This window comes from Duganella callida, assembly GCF_004614165.1.
Classification (GTDB): domain Bacteria; phylum Pseudomonadota; class Gammaproteobacteria; order Burkholderiales; family Burkholderiaceae_D; genus Rugamonas; species Rugamonas callida.
This window is the reverse complement of the sequence record NZ_SPVG01000041.1, coordinates 1-18,708: the sequence shown is the minus strand read 5'-3', so window position 1 is coordinate 18,708 and position 18,708 is coordinate 1. Positions and strand designations below refer to the sequence as shown.

7 protein-coding genes are annotated in these 18,708 nt (G+C 69.3%); all 7 read left to right on the top strand.

From position 1 onward, the window contains the following. The first annotated feature begins 28 nt into the window (after positions 1 to 28). The 7 genes from E4L98_RS04480 to dpgD are packed head-to-tail and all read left to right on the top strand — an operon-like array spanning position 29 to position 18,476. The gene (locus tag E4L98_RS04480; RefSeq protein WP_135200373.1) at positions 29 to 11,512 is read left to right on the top strand and encodes a non-ribosomal peptide synthetase; all 11,484 of its coding nucleotides are present in this window, start codon (positions 29 to 31) and stop codon (positions 11,510 to 11,512) included. After that, entirely contained in the window at positions 11,509 to 12,909 is a 1,401-nt protein-coding gene (locus E4L98_RS04475) for an MFS transporter (protein ID WP_135200372.1), read from the top strand. The genes E4L98_RS04480 and E4L98_RS04475 overlap by 4 nt, the downstream gene beginning before the upstream one ends. A gap of 25 nt (positions 12,910 to 12,934) precedes the next feature. Then, on the top strand, positions 12,935 to 14,059 hold the full coding sequence (gene dpgA / locus E4L98_RS04470; protein ID WP_205746660.1) for a 3,5-dihydroxyphenylacetyl-CoA synthase DpgA: 1,125 nt from the start codon (positions 12,935 to 12,937) through the stop codon (positions 14,057 to 14,059). Between the two features lie 52 nt (positions 14,060 to 14,111). Then, positions 14,112 to 14,858, top strand: a complete 747-nt coding sequence (gene dpgB / locus E4L98_RS04465; RefSeq protein ID WP_135200371.1) for an enoyl-CoA-hydratase DpgB — start codon at positions 14,112 to 14,114, stop codon at positions 14,856 to 14,858. 28 nt (positions 14,859 to 14,886) lie between these two features. Further along, a complete protein-coding gene (gene dpgC, locus E4L98_RS04460) occupies positions 14,887 to 16,236 on the top strand; it encodes a (3,5-dihydroxyphenyl)acetyl-CoA 1,2-dioxygenase DpgC (RefSeq protein WP_135200370.1) in 1,350 nt (449 codons plus the stop codon). Positions 16,237 to 16,246: 10 nt separating this feature from the next. Further along, complete coding sequence (locus E4L98_RS04455) at positions 16,247 to 17,650, top strand: aminotransferase-like domain-containing protein (RefSeq protein WP_135200369.1); 1,404 nt, start codon at positions 16,247 to 16,249, stop codon at positions 17,648 to 17,650. A 1-nt stretch (position 17,651) separates the two neighbouring features. Beyond that, positions 17,652 to 18,476 carry an enoyl-CoA-hydratase DpgD gene (gene dpgD, locus E4L98_RS04450; protein ID WP_229257243.1) on the top strand — a complete coding sequence of 275 codons (825 nt, stop codon included), beginning with the start codon at positions 17,652 to 17,654 and terminating at the stop codon, positions 18,474 to 18,476. The last annotated feature ends 232 nt before the right edge of the window (positions 18,477 to 18,708 follow it).

The window sequence follows — 18,708 nt, the reverse complement described above, 5'->3', positions numbered from 1 at the left end:
TACCGAACAACGCAAACCGAGAGAAGTCATGAGCATAACTACTGCAAACAATCTGAGCGCCCGCAAGCGTGAATTGCTGATGCTGCGCCTGAGGAAGGCCGCCGCGCCGGACGTGCCCGCCGATGCGCCGCCGCCGATACTGCCGGCCGACCGCAATGCGCCGCTGCCGCTGTCCTTCGCCCAGCAGCGCCTGTGGTTCCTCGACCAGCTCGACCACGCCGCCAGCGCCGCCTACCACATGCCGGCCGCGTTGCGCCTGCGAGGTCGCCTCGACCAGGTTGCGCTGAAAGCGGCGCTGGACCGCATCATCGCCCGCCACGAAAGCTTGCGCACCAGGTTTGCCGATGTCGATGGCCAGACGGTGCAGGTCATCGCCGATGCCGGCTGCGGCCTGGCGCTGGCAATGCGCGATCTGAGCGGTCTGCCGGCTGACGAGCGCGATAACGCACTGGCCGAGATCAGCGCGGCCGAAGCGGTGCGGCCGTTCGACTTGGCCACCGGCCCGCTGATCCGCGGCCAGCTTCTGCGCCTTGCCGAGGATGACCATGTACTGATGCTGACCCAGCACCATATCGTGTCGGACGGCTGGTCGATCGGCATCCTGGTGCGCGAATTCAGCACGCTGTATGCCGCCTTCAGCCAGGACCAGGACGATCCGCTGCCGCCGCTGGCGATCCAGTATGCCGATTACGCCGCCTGGCAGCGCAGCTGGCTGCAGGGCGAGGTGCTGCAACAGCAAAGCAACTTCTGGAAGGAGCAACTGGGCGGCGCACCGGCGCTGCTGGAACTGCCGACCGACCGCCCACGTCCGGCACAGCAAAGCTACGCCGGCGGCAACGTGCTTTTGAGCCTGGACGCCGAACTGACGGCCGGCCTGAAGGCGCTGAGCCAGAAACACGGCACGACGCTGTTCATGACCTTGCTGGCCGGCTGGGCGACGCTGCTGGCGCGCCTGTCGGGACAGGACGATGTGGTGGTCGGCACCCCGGTGGCCAACCGCCAGCGTAGCGAAATGGAAGGGCTGATCGGCTTCTTCGTCAACACGCTGGCACTGCGCGTGCGCCTGGACGACAACCCGAGCGTGGCGCAGCTGCTGGCACGGGTCAAGGCGCACACGCTGAACGCTTATCAGCACCAGGATCTGCCGTTCGAGCAGGTGGTGGAAGCGGTGCAGCCGGCGCGCAGCATGGGGCACAGCCCGCTGTTCCAGGTCATGCTCAACATGAACAATGCGCCGGAAGGCGGCGCGCTGGACTTGCCCGGCCTGCAGATCTCGGGCATCGAGCAACCGCATGCCACCACCCAGTTCGACCTGAGTCTGACCATGTCGGATACCGGCCGGACCTTGGCGGGCGCCATCGAATATGCCAGCGATCTGTTCGACGAAACCACCATCGTGCGGCTGGGAGAACATCTGCAAACGCTGCTGCGCGCCATGGTGGCCGACGACCAACAAGGCGTCGGCAGCCTGGCGCTGCTGTCGGCGGCGCAGCGCCGCCAGGTGCTGGACAGTTTCAACCAGACGGACGCCGACTGGCCGCGCGAACGGCTGATTCACCAGCTGTTCGAAGCGCAGGCCGCCGCCGCGCCGGGCGCGCCTGCGCTGGTCCATGGCGACGAGCGTCTCAGCTACGCCGAACTGAATCTGCGCGCCAACCGCCTGGCCCATCATCTGCGCAGCCATGGCATTCAGCCCGACGAGCGGGTCGCCATCTGCATGGAACGTGGCGTCGACATGGTCATCGCCATGCTGGCCGTGCTCAAAGCCGGCGGCGCCTACGTTCCGCTGGACCCATCCTATCCGGCCGAACGCCTGGCCTACATGCTGCTGGACAGCGCACCGGTGGCACTGCTGACGCACAGCGCGCAGCGCGCCTGGCTGACGTCGGAACAAACCACGCAGCTGACCATGGTAACCATCGATGATGCCGCCGAAGCCGCGCTGATCGCGCAGCAGCCATCCCGCAACCCGGCGCCCGCCGACATCGGGCTGGCGCCGCAACATCTTGCCTACATCATCTACACCTCCGGCTCGACCGGCCGGCCCAAGGGCGTGATGGTGGAGCACCGCAACGTGGTCAACTTCATTGCCGGCCACATCGCCGCCTGTGGCTTGGGCGCGGCCGACAAGGTGTTGCAATTCGCCTCGTTCGCCTTCGACGCATCGGTGGGCGAAATCTTCCCGGCGCTGTCGGCCGGCGCCACGCTGGTGCTGCGTCCGGCCGATATGATGGTGCCGGACATGGCGTTCGCCGACCTGCTGGAGCGGCACGGCATCACGGTCAGCGATCTGCCGACCGCGTTCTGGCACCAGTGGGTGCAGGAAGTGCAGCTCAAGCGCAGCCGCGTACCGGCGGCACTGCGCCTGATTATCGCCGGCGGCGAGAAGACCGAACAGCGCCATCTGGCCGCCTGGTTGGCCGACCCGGCCGTCAGCGCCTGCCGCTGGCTCAACACTTACGGCCCGACCGAAACCACGGTGACCGTCACCGCCATTGCCTACGACAGCGCCAGCGTACTGCCGCCGCAGGTTCCGATCGGCCGGCCGAACGCCAACACCCGCATCTACATCCTCGATCGCCAACTGCAGCCGGTGCCGGTCGGCGTGGCCGGCGAGATTCACGTCGGCGGCGATGGCGTGGCGCGCGGCTATCTGCATCGTCCCGAACTGACGGCGGAGCGCTTCATTGCCGATCCGTTCTCCGGGCAGCCGGGGGCGCGGCTGTACAAGACCGGCGACCTGGGACGCTGGAAGGAAGACGGCAGCATCGAATACATGGGCCGCAACGACTTTCAGGTGAAAATCCGCGGTTTCCGCATCGAGCTGGGTGAAATCGAAGCGCGCCTGGCTGCCTGCGCCGGCGTCAAGGAAGCGCTGGTCATCGCCCGCGAAGACACGCCCGGCGACAAGCGCCTGGTAGCCTACCTGCTGGCGCACGACGGCACCAGCCCGCAGACGGCCGCGCTGCGCGACGCGCTGGCGCTGCATCTGGCCGACTACATGATTCCGTCCGCCTTCGTGGTGCTGGACGCGTTCCCGCTAACGCCCACCAACAAGATCGACCGCGTGGCCCTGCCTGCGCCGGACGCCAGCGCGGTGGCCGCGCGCGCCTACGTCGCGCCGGAAGGCGACACCGAGACCGCCGTCGCCGCCGTCTGGCGCGCGCTGCTCAAGCTCGACCGCGTTGGCCGCCACGATCATTTCTTCGAGCTTGGCGGCCATTCTCTTTTGGCGGTGCAGCTGATGACGCGCCTGCGCCAGGAACTTGGGATCGATGTACCACTGCGTGCACTGTTTGCCAGCCCGACGCTGGCCGCCTTTGCCGCGGCGGCGGCCGGCGTTGGCCGCGTCGCCACCGAGGCCGAGGCGATTCCGCCGGCCGACCGCAGTCTGCCGTTGCCGCTGTCCTTCGCCCAGCAGCGCCTGTGGTTCCTCGATCAGCTCGACCATGCCGCCAGCGTGGCCTATCACATGCCGACCGCGCTGCGCCTGCGCGGACCGCTGGACCGCAAAGCGCTCAAGGCGGCGCTGAACCGCGTCGTCGCCCGCCACGAAAGTCTGCGCACCAGCTTCGCGCTGGTGGACGGCGCACCGGTGCAGCACATCGCCGCGCCGTCCGCTGGCTTTGCGCTGGCCGAGCGCGATCTGAGCCACCTGTCCGGCCACGAACGCGAGTGCGCACTGCGCCTGCAGGCGGACGACGAAGCGGTGCAGCCGTTCGATCTGGGCGCGGGCCCGCTGATCCGCGGTCAGCTGCTGCGCCTCGCCGACGATGAACACGTGCTGATGCTGACCCAGCACCACATCGTGTCCGACGGCTGGTCGATCGGCCTGCTGGTGCGCGAGATCAGCACGCTGTACGCCGCCTTCAGCCAGGGGCGGGATGATCCGCTGCCGCCGCTGGCGATCCAGTACGCCGACTACGCCGCCTGGCAGCGCGGTTGGCTGCGGGGCGAGGTGCTACAACGCCAGAGCGCCTTCTGGAAGGACGCGCTGACCGGTGCGCCGGCGCTGCTGGAACTGCCGACCGACCATCCGCGTCCGGCGCAGCAAAGCTATGCCGGCGGCGCCGTCGCGCTGATGCTGGACGCCGAATTGACGGCCGGCCTGGATGCGCTGAGCCGCAAACACGGCGCGACCCTGTTCATGACCCTGTTGACCGGCTGGGCCACGCTGCTGGCACGCCTGTCGGGCCAGGACGACGTGGTGGTCGGCACACCGGTGGCCAATCGCCAGCGTACGGAAACCGAGAGCCTGATCGGCTTCTTCGTCAACACCCTGGCGCTGCGCGTACGCCTGGATGCCGATCCGAGCGTGGCGCAGCTGCTGGCCCGCGTCAAGGCGCATACGCTGGGCGCGTACGAGCATCAGGATCTGCCGTTCGAGCAGGTGGTGGAAGCGGTGCAGCCGGAGCGCAGCATGAGCCACAGCCCGCTGTTCCAGGTCATGCTCAATCTCGACAACGCACCGGGTGGCGGCAATGTACCGCTGGGCGGTCTGGAACTCAGCGCGGTCGAACAGGCGTTCCACACGACGCAATTCGACATCAGCCTGAATCTGACCAAGGCCGACGGTGTGCTGGTCGGCAGCCTGCGCTACGCGAGCGATCTGTTCGAAGCGGCGACCATGGAACGCATCGCCGGTTGCTTCCGCAGCGTGCTGACGGCCATGGTGGCCGACGACACGATGGCCGTCAGCCGCCTGCCGCTGCTGAGCGCCGCGCAACGCCACCAGGTGCTGGAAGCCTTCAACGACACGGCGCAGGCTTATCCCGACGACCAGCTGCTGCATCAGGTTTTCGAGCAGCAGGCTGCACTCACCCCCGAGGCGGTCGCGCTGGTGTATGAAGGAGAATCCCTCAGCTACGATGCGCTGAACCGCCGCGCCAACCGTCTAGCCCACCAGCTGCGCGCCAGCGGCCTGCGGCCGGATGCACGCGTCGCCATCTGCATGGAGCGCAGCATCGACATGGTGGTCGGCCTGTTCGCCATCCTCAAGGCCGGCGCCGCGTATGTGCCGCTCGATCCGGGCTATCCGGCTGAACGCCTGGCCTACATGCTGGAGGATGCCGGCCCCGCCGTGCTGCTGACCCAGCGCGCCGTGGCGAACCGTGTGCGCAGCGATGCCGTACCGGCCATCGTGATCGACGGCGACGACGCGCTGCGCGCCATCGCGGCCCAGCCGGACAGCAATATCGATGCGGCGGCGATCGGCCTGCATGCCGGTCATCTGGCCTACATGATCTACACCTCCGGCTCTACCGGCCTGCCCAAGGGCGCGCTGAACGAACACCGCGCGGTGGTCAACCGCCTGCACTGGATGCAGCAGACCTTCGGCCTGCATGCCGGCGACCGCGTGCTGCAAAAAACGCCGTTCAGCTTCGACGTCTCGGTGTGGGAGTTCTTCTGGCCGCTGATGTATGGCGCCGCGCTGGTCATCGCCCGTCCGGAAGGCCACAAATCGCCGGCCTATCTGGCGCAACTGATCGACCAGGCGGCAATCACCACGCTGCACTTTGTGCCGTCGATGCTGCAGGCTTTCGTGGCCGACTGCGACGGCTGGCGGGGCGCCGGCCTGAAACGCGTGTTCTGCAGCGGCGAGGCGCTGCCGCCGGCGCTGTGCCGGCGCTTCCTGCAACAATGGCCGCAGGTCGAACTGCACAACCTGTACGGCCCCACCGAAGCGGCGGTGGACGTCACCTGGCAGCCGTGCGCGGCGCTGGGCGATGCGGTCAGCGTGCCGATCGGCCGTCCGATCGCCAACACCCGCATCTACATCCTCGACCGCCATCTGCAACCGGTGCCGGTGGGCGTCAGCGGCGAGATCTACATCGCCGGCGTGCAGGTCGGCCGCGGCTATCTGAACCGCCCGCAGCTGACGGCGGAACGCTTTGTCGCCGATCCTTACGCCGCCGCTCCTGACGCGCGCATGTACAAGACCGGTGACCTGGGCCGCTGGCTGGCCGACGGAGCGGTCGAATACCTGGGCCGCAATGACTTCCAGGTCAAGCTGCGCGGCTTCCGCATCGAGCTCGGTGAAATCGAAGCGCGCCTGGCCGCCTGCACCGGCGTGCGCGAAGCGGTGGTGGTGGCGCGTGACGAACGTCTGGTCGCCTATGTGACCGCCCGCGATGGCGCCGCGCTGCCGGCCGCCGAACTACGCGCGCAGCTGGCGCAACATCTGGCCGAGTTCATGATTCCGTCGGCCTTCGTGGTGCTGGACGCCTTGCCGCTGTCGCCGAACGGCAAACTGGAACGCAAACTGCTGCCGGCGCCGGACCGCGCCGCGTGCGACGCCGGCGCTTATGAAGCGCCGCAGGGCGAGGTGGAATGCGCGCTGGCCGCGCTGTGGCAGGAATTGCTCGGCCTCGACCAGGTCGGCCGTCATGACCGCTTCTTCGCGCTGGGCGGCCATTCGCTGCTGGCGGTACAGCTGGTGTCGCGCCTGCGGCAGGTGTTCGGCGTCGAAATCGGCCTGCGCGCGCTGTTCGCCGAACCGACGCTGGCGGCGCTGGCGCAAGGCATTGCGAGCGCCGAACGCTCGGCCATGGGTGCCATCGTGCCGGCCGACCGCAGCCTGCCGTTGCCGCTGTCTTGGGCCCAGCAGCGCCTGTGGTTCCTCGACCAGCTCGACCCGACGGCCAGCGCCGCCTATCACATTCCGCTGGCGCTGAAGTTGACCGGCGCACTTGACGTGGCGGCGCTGCAGACGGCGCTGGACCGCATCGTTGCCCGCCATGAAGCGCTGCGCACCAGCTTTGCGCGCCATGACGGCCGCGCGGTGCAGATCATCGCCGCCGCCGATGTCGGCTTTGTACTGGAACAGCGCGACCTGAGCGCACTGTCCGGCGGCGAACGCCAGTTCAGCGCCGCCAGCATGGCGGTCGATGCCGCGCACCAGCCGTTCGATCTGGCGCGTGGTCCGCTGGCACGCGGCCGTTTGCTGCGGCTGGCGGAGCAGGAGCACATCCTGCTGATCACGCTGCATCACATCGTGGCCGATGGCTGGTCGCTCGGTGTGTTGATCAACGAGCTGGCGGCGCAGTATGCCGCCGCCTGCGAAGGCCGGCCCGATCCGCTGCCGGCGCTGGCGGTGCAGTATGCCGATTACGCGGCCTGGCAGCGCCAGTGGCTGCAGGGCGAGCGACTGCAGGCGCAGATCGGCTACTGGAAACAGCAACTGGGCGGCGCACCCGCGCTATTGACGCTGCCGACCGACCGTGCCCGTCCGGCGGTGCAGGGCTATGCCGGCGGTGTGGTGCCGTTCAGCGTGCCGGCGGAAACCGCCGCCAGCCTGCGGGCGCTGTCGCAGCGTCATGGCGCCACCCTGTTCATGACCGTGCTGAGCGCCTGGGCCGTACTGCTGGCGCGGCTGGCCGGTCAAAGCGAGGTGGTGATCGGCGTGCCGGTGGCCAACCGCCAGCGCGCCGAGGTGGAAAGCCTGATTGGCTTCTTCGTCAACACGCTGGCGCTGCGCGTGCGGCTGGACGATGATCCGGGCGTGGCCGCGCTGCTGGCGCAGGTCAAGGCCGCCACGCTGGGCGCGTATGCGCATCAGGATCTGCCCTTCGATCAGGTGGTGGAAGCGCTGCAGCCGCCGCGCAGCATGAGCCATAGCCCGATATTCCAGGCCATGCTGAACATGAATACGGTGCAGCCCGGCCGCGCCGCGCAGTTATCCGGCCTGCGCCTGGAACAGGTCGAGAGCGAACACAATTCGGTCCACTTCGACCTGTCGCTGATGCTGACCGACGATGGTCAGACCCTGCAAGGCGGCATCGCCTACGCCAGCGATCTGTTCGACGAAGCCACGGTGGCGCGCTTTGGCGCCATGCTGCAAACCCTGTTGCAAGCCATGGCCGATACCGGAAAACACGGCGATCAGGTGTCTGTCGGCAGCCTCAGTTTGCTCGATCCGGACGCACGTCGTCAGGTGCTGGCCGGTTTCAACCGCACTTCGGAGGACTTCGGCGGCGAGCAGCTGCTGCATCGCCTGTTCGAGGCGCAAGCGGCGCTGCGTCCCGATGCGCCGGCCGTGATCTGCGAGGATGAAACCCTCAGCTTCGGTGAACTGAACCGCCGCGCCAACCGCCTGGCCCATGCGCTGCGTGCGCACGGCGTGCGGCCGGACAGCCTGGTGGCGCTATGCGCCGACCGCAGCGCCGGCATGTTCGTCGGCCTGCTCGGCATCCTCAAGGCCGGCGGCGCGTATGTGCCTATGGACCCTCAGCATCCGCAGGAGCGCCTGGCCTATGTGCTGGAGGATTGCGCACCGGTGGCGCTGGTGACCAGCCGCGTGCTGGCCGCGCGTCTGCCGGCATGCGCGGCGCCCATGCTGCTGCTGGAGCAGGCGGCAGAACGTTCGACCGACCTGGCCGACGAGGGCAATCCGCAGCCGGACGGCCTGGATGCGCACCATCTGGCCTATGTGATCTACACCTCGGGCTCGACCGGCAACGCCAAGGGCGTGATGGTGGAGCACCATTCGGCGGTCAACTTCTGGCATGTGCTGGAGCGCACCACGCACCGCCACTGCACGCCATTTTCGACGGTCGCGCTGAACGCCGCCTATTCGTTCGACATGTCGCTCAAGGGTATCCTGCAGCTGCTGTCGGGCCGCTGCGTGGCGCTGATACCGCAGTTGTTGCGGGCCGACGGTCCGGCGCTGTTGCGCTTCCTGGCGCGGCACCGCGTGGAGGCGTTCGACTGCACGCCGTCGCAGCTGTCGGTGCTGCTGGTGGCTGGTCTGATCGGCTATCCGGGGTATCAGCCGGTGAGCGTGCTGATAGGCGGCGAGCCGGTCGACGCGGCCATGTGGCAGACCCTTGGCGCGGCGCGCGACATCCGCTTCTACAACATGTACGGCCCGACCGAGTGCACGGTCGACGCCACCATCTGCCAGATCCGCGAGGCCGGCGCCACGTCCAACATCGGCTGGCCGATCGCCAACCTGCAGCTCTACATCCTCGATCCGCACGGCCAGCCAGTGCCGCCAGGCGTGGCCGGGGAACTCCACATCGGCGGTGCCGGCGTGGCGCGCGGCTACCTTGGCCGCGCCGCGCTGACGGCCGAACGCTTCCTGCCCGATCCGTTCAGCGTCGTCGCCGGCGCGCGCATCTACAAGACCGGGGATCTGGGTCGCTGGCTGGCCGACGGCCGCATCGAATACCTGGGCCGCAACGATTTCCAGGTCAAGATCCGCGGCTTCCGCATCGAACTGGGCGAGATCGAAGCGAAACTGGCCGCCTGCGACGGCGTGCGCGAAGTGCTGGTGCTGGCGCTCGATGCGGCCGAAGGCAGCCAGGGCGGCAAACGGCTGGTGGCCTACCTGACGGCGCAGGCGGGCGCGCAGCTGTCCGGCGCCGCGCTGCGGGCGCAGTTGTCGGCGCAACTGGCCGACTACATGGTACCGGCCGCATTCGTGGTGCTGGAGGCGATGCCGCTCAACGCCAACGGCAAGGTGGACCGCAAGGCGCTGCCGGCGCCCGACGCCGCCGCTTTCGCCAGCCGCGCCTACGTGGCGCCGCGGGACGGGGCGGAGCAGACCATCGCCGCGTTGTGGCAGGAGCTGCTGGGCGCGCAGCAGGTCGGCCGCCATGACCATTTCTTCGAACTGGGCGGACATTCCCTGCTGGCGGTGCGGTTCGTCGCGCGCCTGCGCGAGCAACTGGGCGTCGAGCTGCCGCTGCGCGACCTGTTCGCCCACCCGACGGTGGAAGCGCTGGCCGGCGCCATCGCCAGCCTGGCGCCGGACGCTGCGCGCGGTAATCTGGTGACGGTGCGGGCCGAAGGCGGGCAGCGGCCGCTGTTCCTGGTGCATCCGGGCGAGGGTGAAATCGGCTATGCGCACCAGCTGGCGCCCTGGCTGGATGCGGCGCTGCCGGTGTACGGTCTGGCCGCCACCGGCTTGCTGGCCGGCGAAACGCCTGAGCTCAGCGTCGAAGCGATGGCGGCCAGCTACTTGCGGCAGATCCGCGCCGTGCAGCCCGAGGGGCCGTATCGCCTGGCCGGCTGGTCGGCCGGCGGCACCATCGCCTACGAAATGGCGCGCCAGTTGATCGGCGCCGATCAGGGCGTGGAGTTCCTTGGCCTGATCGACACCCGCAGCGATTACCACGACGCGCCGCAGCTGACCACGGCCGGGACGGCCGCAGCGGTCGGTGCGAACGCCACGGCGGCCATCGGCGCGGACCACGGCGCCAGTATCGCTGCTGCGGCAGGCGGCGATTTCGACACCTGGCTGGCATCGCTGGCCTGGGTGCCGGCGCAGACGTCGGCGGCGACACGCCAGCAACTGGAGCAGTGGGCCGAAGCGGGCGATGTCGACGCGCTGCTGGGATGGTGCCAGCAGGATGGCGGCCTGCTGCCACCGCAGATCGGCGGCGACGTGTTGCGTCGCTATCTGGCGGTGCGGCATGCGATCGCGGTGGCGCTGCGCCAGTACGAGCGCACGCCGATTCCGGTGCGCGTCACGCTGTTCGCCGCCAGCGGCGAGCAGCGCGGCGATCCGTCGCTGGGCTGGCACAAGGCGGCTGCGGGCCGCGTCACGCTGCGCATGGTCGGCGGCGACCATTATTCGGTGATGGAGCAGCCGTGGATCGCCGAATTGGGCGCCGCCGTCTCGGCCGAACTGGCGCGCGGCGCCGGCTCGGCCACCAGCTGGCCCGAGCTCGATTATGCGCCACGGATTCCGATCCAGAACGGCCGGCCGCAGGTGGCGCCGCTGTTCTGCGTGCCGGGCGCCGGCGCCAGCGTCACCGCCTTTGCCGCACTGGCGCAGGCGGTGGACGGCGCGCTGCCGATCCACGGCCTGCAGCCGCGCGGCCTGTGCGGCACGCTGGTGCCGCACATCGATGTGCCCAGCGCCGCCCGCGCCTATGTCAAGGCGATCCGCGCGGCGGCGCCGCACGGTCCATACCGCCTGCTGGGTCATTCCTTCGGCGGCTGGGTGGCGCTGGAAACCGCGCGCCAGCTGGTGGCGGACGGCGACACGGTGGCGGCGTTGGTGATACTCGACAGCGATGCGCCGTCGGCGCCGGGCGCGGTGCGGCGCCGCCACACGCGCACCGAAATGCTGCTGCGGCTGGTCGAAATCTTCGAGCTGAACGCCCTGCAGTCATTGAACCTGCGCGCTGCCGATTTCGCCGGCCTCGGCCACGAGCAGCAGTTGCGCTTGCTGCTGCAGCGCTTGGTCGCGGTGCGGCTGATGCCGCCGGCCACCACGCTGCAAATGCTGCGCGGCATCGTGCGCGTGTTCGAAACCAACCTGAACACCGACTACCAGCCGGCGCAACCCTACCTGGGACCGGTGCACCTGGTGGCGGTGGCGGAAGACGCCGGGCCGGCCGGCAGCCGGCAGTACGACACGCAGGATCTGCTGGACCGCTGGAGCCGTTTCGCGCCCGATATTCGTTTCCTCGAAGGACCGGGCAATCACATGACCCTGCTGCAGCGGCCGCACATCGATGCGGTGGCCGCCTGGCTGCAACCTTTACTGAAAGATGCCAAATGACCCATTCCGCTTCTGTCCTGGAACACCCGGCCGAGACCCTGCCGGACCTGGCGGCGCCACCCGCGCCGGCGCCGGCCAAGGGCAAGTCCAAGCCGGCCCGGCCGCCGCAGGAAAAGCTCAGCCCGGTGTTTTACACGGTCTGGTTCGGCCAGGCGATTTCCATGTTCGGCACCATGCTGACTTCGTTCGGCCTGGGCGTCTGGCTGTTCCAGCGCACCGGCTCGGTGCTCGACTTCACCCAGCTGACGCTGTTCTCGACCGCGCCGGCGCTGCTGCTGCTGCCCTGGACCGGCAGCCTGGCCGACCGCATCGACCGGCGCCGCATCCTGATCGCCTGCGACGGTCTGGCGCTGTGCTGCGTGGCCACCATCGGCGTGCTGGTGTGGCTGGGGCGCTTCGAGCTGTGGCAGCTGTTCACGGTGCAGACGCTGCTGTCGGTGGGCATGGCGTTCCAGGGACCGGCCGCCTACGCCGCCATTACCAGCATCGTGCAGAAAAGCCAGTTCGGCCGCGCCAACGGCATGTTCGGCCTGGCCGGCGCGCTGTCGCAGATCGCCGCGCCGCTGCTGGCCGCCGGGCTGCTCGGGCTGATCGGCCTGTCCGGCATCATCGTGCTGGACATCCTGACCTTCTATGTCGCGCTGTCCAGCCTGGCCATCGTCGAACTGCCGCCGCCGGCCGCGCCGGCGACCGGACAGAGCAAGCGCTCGCCGCTGCGCGACCTGCGCTGGTCGCTCGACTTCCTGCGCCAGCGGCCGGCCATGGCCATGGTGTACGGCTACACCAGCATGGGCGGCTTCATGGCCGGCATGGTGATGGTGCTGGTGACGCCGCTGGTGCTGGCGGTGCACAGCGCCGAGTCGCTGGCCTGGATCACCACCTGCGGCGCGCTGGGCGCGCTGCTGAGCGGGCTGGTGATGGCGGTGTGGGGCGGTCCGCGCCGCTTCACGCCGCTGGTGCTGAGCTTCAACCTGCTGGCCGGGCTCGGCATCGCGGTGGCCGGCGCCACGCAGTCGGTGGCGCTGCTGTGCGGCGCCGCCTTCGTGGTGATGCTCAGCACCTCGACCCTGGGCGCCTGCATGCAGGCCGTGTGGCGCCGCAAGGTGCCGCGCGAGCGCCAGGGCAGCTTCGCCGCGCTGCAGCAGGCGGTGCAGCTGAGCCTGATACCGCTGAGCGCGCTCGCCGGCGGCGCGCTGGCGCACCACGTGTTCGAACCGGCGCTGATGCCGGGCGGTCTGTGGTTCGACAGCATCGGCGCCTGGTTCGGCGCTGGCAAGGGCCGCGGCACCGGCTTTTTCTTTGTGACGGTGGGGCTGACGGCGGCGCTGATTTCGGCGTGGTCGCTGCTGCAGCGCCGCCTGTACCGGCTCGAAACCGAAGTACCGGACGCTTTCTGACTGATCCCCTCTACTGGAGAACGAAATGGCTATGACCCAAGAACTGATACCGACCCGCCGCGCCGTCCGCAAGCAGGCCATGACGCCGCTGTTCGAAACCGCCCGCGCGCAGATCATCGGCGTCGGCACCGCCACGCCGCCGACCGCCTATAGCCAGCAGCAGGTATTGGACGCGTTCCGGATCGACGACCGCCGCATCCGCCTGATGTTCATGAGCGGCTCGGTCGAGCGCCGCCACCTGACGCTGCCGCCGGCCGGCGCCGACGGCAAGCCGGTCAACGAGACGCAGGGCGAGCTGCTGCAAAAGCACCGCAGCCAGGCGCTGGCGATCGGCGAACGCGCGCTGCTGGACTGCCTGGAACAGGCCGGCGCCCAGCCGCAGGACATCCGCTACCTGTGCTGCGTGACCACCACCGGCATGCTGACGCCGGGCCTGAGCGCGCTGCTGTGTCAGCGCATGGGCCTGCGCCGCGACTGCGGCCGGCTGGACATCGTCGGCATGGGCTGCAACGCCGGTCTGAACGGCCTGAACGCGGTGACCTCGTGGTCTCAGGCCCATCCGGGCAAGCTGGCGGTGATGCTGTGCGTGGAAATCTGCTCGGCCGCCTATGTCCACGACGACAGCATGCAGACCGCCGTGGTCAACAGCCTGTTCGGCGACGGCGCCGCCGCCGTGGCGCTGCTGGCCGACCGCGCGCGCAGCGCCGGCAGCCCGACCGTGCTCGGCTTTAACAGTTGCGTGATTTCCGAGGCGGTCGACGCCATGCGCTTCGACTGGGACGACCACCACGGCAAGTTCAGCTTCTTCCTGGCGCAGGAAGTGCCGTACGTGGTGGGCGCCAATGCCGAAGCGGTGATCGACCAGCTGCTGGCCGATGCCGGCCTGCGCCGCAGCGACATCGCCCATTGGGTGGTGCACTCGGGCGGCAAGAAGGTGATCGATTCGGTGCGCGTCAACCTGGGCCTGAGCGCCGACGACGTGCGCCACACCTCCAGCGTCCTGCGCGACTACGGCAACGTCTCCAGTGGTTCCTTCCTGTTTTCCTACCAGCGCCTGCTGCAGGAGGGACGTATCCAGCCCGGCGACTACGCGGTGATGATGACCATGGGGCCGGGCTCGACCATCGAGACCGCGCTCCTGCAGTGGTGAATTTTTCTGACAGCACCTACTTTTCGACTCTACTCTACGCAAAGGAAAGACCATGTTTAAATTCAATTCGATCTCGGACATCGACGGCCGCACGGTGGTGCGCCTGGAACTGGACGTGTCCTGCACCCTGAGCAAATCGCTGATCGACGGCGTCAACAGCGCCTGCGATTGCGTCGAGGATGCCGGCGCCGGCGCCACACTGCTGGTGCTGATGAACGGCGCGGCGCCGACTGCGGCCGAAACCGGCGCGGGCACGTTGAATGTCACCCTGGTCAACCAGTGGGAGCGTGCGCTGCGCCGCATCGAACGTCTGAACGCGGTCACCATCGCCGGCGCCAGCGGCCCCTGCGGCGACCTCGGCATCGCGGTGATGCTGACCACCGACTACCGCATCGCCGGCCCCGGCCTGAACCTGAGCCTGCGCTGCCGCGACGGCGGCATCCTGCCCGGCATGGTGCTGCACCGCCTGGCGCATCAGGTCGGCGTCACCTGGTCGCGCCGCTTCGCGGTGCTGGGCATGCCGCTGGACGCCGCGCTGGCGCAGTCGCTGGGCCTGGTCGACGAGACCGCCGACGATCCCGAGGCGGCGGCCACCGCCTTCGTCAAGACCCTGTGTCCGACCATCTCGTCCGATCTGGCCGTGCGTCGCCGCCTGCTGCTGGACGCCTCGGCGCTGAGCTACGAGGAAGGGCTGGGCACCCATCTGGCGGCGTGTGACCGCCGCCTGCGCAGCGCCGTGCCGCCGGTGCTGGCCGCGGCGCCGGCCGCCGAACGCGCCGCGCCCGGCTACACCAACTAAGCCAACCGACCCACCGACAAGGACACTTATGCGTTCATCTCAGCATTTCACCGCGGCCGCCGCCGCACCAGACTGGCGATCCTGGCTCGACCAGGCGCCGGCCGCCACCCGCGTGCCCGACATCGATTCCCGTGCGCTGACGCGCCATCTCGAAGGCGGCGCTGCGCTGCTGGCCGCGCTGCCAGCCAGACCGCAACGCAGCGCCGCGCAGCTGGCGCTGGCGGCGGCCGTGCATGAAGCCGGCCGTACCGCGCGCACGCGCTTCTTGCGCCTGCACGCCGACTGGGTGTACGAACGCCTGACCGAGGGGCGCAGCCGGCGTCCGCAACTGGCCGAGCTGGTGTACGCGGCGGCCGATGCCTTCCCCGGCCTGACGCCGACCCGCGCCACCATCGCCGCCGAGCGCACAGCGCTGCAGGGCGACAAGGAGGGCTACGAAATCGACCAGGGCATTTTCTTTGCCGAAGTGCTGGCGGCACCGGCCAGCGGCCTGCACCTGCTGGAAAGCATGCTGCGGCCGGCGCCATCCTCGGCCGCGCTGCTGCAGCAGTTCCGCCGCGACGGCCGGTTGCCGCTGGCGACGCTGACGCTGGAGCGCCGCGGCGCCGCCGCGCATCTGACCATGCACAACCTCGACTGCCTGAACGCCGAGGACGACCAGGTGATCGCCGACATGGAGGCGGCGGTCGATGTGGCGCTGCTCGACGACGAGGTCCGCGTGTGCGTGCTGCGCGGCGGCGTGATGCGCCATCCGAAATATGCCGGGCGCCGCGTGTTCAGCGCCGGCATCAATCTGAAGCAGCTGCACCGGGGCCGTATTTCCTACGTCGAATTCCTGCTGCAGCGCGAGTTGGGCTACATCAGCAAGATGCTGCGCGGCGTGCTGCAGGATCAGCCGGGTGCTTTGCAGCCGCGCCAGCTGGTCAAGCCGTGGATCGCCGCGGTGGACAGCTTTGCCATCGGCGGCGGCGCCCAGCTGCTGCTGGTGTGCGACAAGGTGATCGGCGCCGACGACAGCTTCTTCAGCCTGCCGGCGGCGCAGGAGGGCATCGTGCCCGGCGTGGCCAACCTGCGGCTCGGCCGTGCGGTGGGCGCGCGCGTCAGCCGCCAGATCATCCTCGGCGGCCGCCGGATACGCGCCGCCGAAGCCGACGGCCGCCTGCTGTTCGACGAGGTGGTGGCGCCGGAGGCGCTGGACCAGGCGGTCGAGCGCGCCGTGGCCGACTACGACAGCCCGGCGGTGGTGGCCAACAAGCGCATGCTGACGCTGGCCGAAGAACCGCTGGAAGCGTTCCGCCTCTATATGGCCGAGTTTGCGCTGGAACAGGCGCACCGCCTGTACAGCGCCGACGTGCTGGCCAAAGTCAGCCGCGCCTGAGGAGATGACCATGACCCATACCCCAACCCCTGCCGGCCGCGGCGTCGTCCTGGCGCGCGCCGCCCTGCATGCCTCGATCAGCGATCCGGCGCTGGACGCGATCAGCTTCCTCAACGAGGTGATGGACCGTTATCCGCAGGCGATTTCGTTCGCGCCCGGCGCCCCCTACGCCGGCCTGTTCGACGACATCGATCCGGCGCGCTATATCGCGCGCTACAGCGAATATCTGGCCACGGTCAAGGGCCGCACGCCGGCGCAGATCCGCAAGCAGCTGTACCAGTACGGCCCGAGCAAGGGCGTGATCAACGAGCTGCTGGCGGCGGCGCTGCGGCGCGACGAGGGCATGCAGGTGGCGCCGCAAGCGCTGGTGGTCACGGTCGGCTGCCAGGAAGCGCTGCTGCTGGTGCTGCGCGCCCTGTGCGCCAGCGAGGATGACTTGCTGGCGGTGGTCAATCCCTGCTTTGCCGGCATTGCCGGCGCCGCCAGCGTGCTGGGCGTGGGCATGGTGCCCATCGATGAAACGGAAAGCGCCGATGGCGGCGCCAGCCTGGACTGGGCGCAGCTGGAGCGCGCCTGTTTGCGCGCGCGCGCCGACGGCAAGCGCATCCGCGCACTGTACGTGGCGCCCGACTTTTCCAATCCGTCCGGCACGGTGCTGGACCTGGCGGCGCGCCAGCGGCTGCTGGCGCTGGCCGAGCGCGAAGATTTCCTGCTGCTGGAAGATAACGCCTATGGCTTCACGGCGGCGCCCGGCTGCACGCTGCCGACGCTGAAGGCGCTGGATGGCCACCAGAGGGTGATTTACTTCGGCACCTGCGCCAAGATTTGCATGCCGGGCGTGCGGGTCGGCTTCGTGGTGGCCGACCAGGCGGTGCGCGACCAGCACGGCCAACTGCGCCTGCTGGCCGACGAGCTGGCCTCCTTGAAAAGCATGGTGACGGTGAACACCTCGCCGCTGTGCCAGGCCATCGTCGGCGGCATGCTGCTGGAACACGGCGGTTCGCTGGCCGCGCTCAGCAAGGACAAGGGCGCGCTGTACCGCCGCAACCTGACGCTGCTGCTGGCGGCGCTGGAGCGCCACGTCGGCGTCAACGGCGATCCGGCCCACGGCGTGCATTGGAACGTGCCGGCCGGCGGCTTCTTCGTGCGCATGCGCCTGCCGGTGGCGGCCGACGCCGCGCTGCTGGACCAGTGCGCCAGCCGCTACGGCGTGCTGTGGACGCCGATGAGCTATTTCCACCTGAACGACGGCGGCAATCGCCAGCTGCGGCTGTCGTGCAGCTACCTGACGCCGGAGCAGATCGACGAGGGCGCGCGCCGGCTGGCGGCCTTCCTGCACGGCGAGCTGGTGCGGCGGAAGCCCGCCATGCTGCGGCCCGCCATCGGTTCGCTGTTGTCGCCAGTGGAGCCCTAGCATGGAACACATCATGAACGCGGCCATCGCCCAGGCCGAACGGGTGCGCTACGACAAGCAGGGCCATGTCGCCTACATCACGCTCAACCGGCCGGACGCGCTCAACGCGCTCGACCTGCGCACCCACACCGAGCTGGCGGCGATCTGGGGCGATTTCGAGCAGGACGACAACCTGTGGCTGGGGGTGCTGACCGGGGCCGGCGAGCGGGCGTTTTCGGTCGGCCAGGACTTGAAGGAACTGGCGGCGCGCAACCAGGCGGGCGCGCCGCCGTCCAGCTTCGGCAGCCAGGGCGGGGCCGGCTGGCCGCGCCTGACCGAGCGGTTTTCGATGTCCAAGCCGCTGATCGCGCGCGTCAACGGCTATGCGCTGGGCGGCGGCTTCGAGCTGGCGCTGGCGTGCGACATCATCGTGGCGGCCGAGCATGCGCAGTTCGCGCTGCCGGAAGCGCGGCTGGGGCTGATCGCCGGGGCCGGCGGGGTGTTCCGCCTGACGCGCCAGCTGGCCACCAAGACCGCGATGGGCTATCTGCTCAGCGGACGCCACATGAGCGCCGCGCGGGCCTACGAGCTGGGCCTGGTCAACGAGGTGGCGCCGGCGGGCGGGCTGGACGACTGCGTCGCGCGTTGGGTCGAGGATCTGCTGCGCAGCGCACCGCTGTCGCTGCGCGCCATCAAGGAGGTGGCGGCGAAGTCGTCGGACCTGCCGCTGGAGCAGGCGTTCAGCGCCCGCTACGAGTGGGAGGAAAAACGCCGCCACAGCAGCGATTGCCAGGAGGGACCGCGCGCCTTTGTCGAAAAACGACCGCCGCGCTGGCGGGCGCTGTAGAGGCAGCTAGCAGTTCTGCTAGTAACAATCGTTCTCCGCCGATGGTGTAATGGCAATACCGGTGCGCTGCCCGCGCGCCGGCCCGACGCCATGAGGAGAATCCCGATGTATCTGAACAGGCTCGCCGCCGCCGTGCTGATCGCCAGCTGCGCCGCCGGCTGCGCGGTCGGACCGGACTACCGCGCTCCGGCCGCCGCCGCGCCGCCGCAATTCCAGGCGCCGTTGCCGGCAA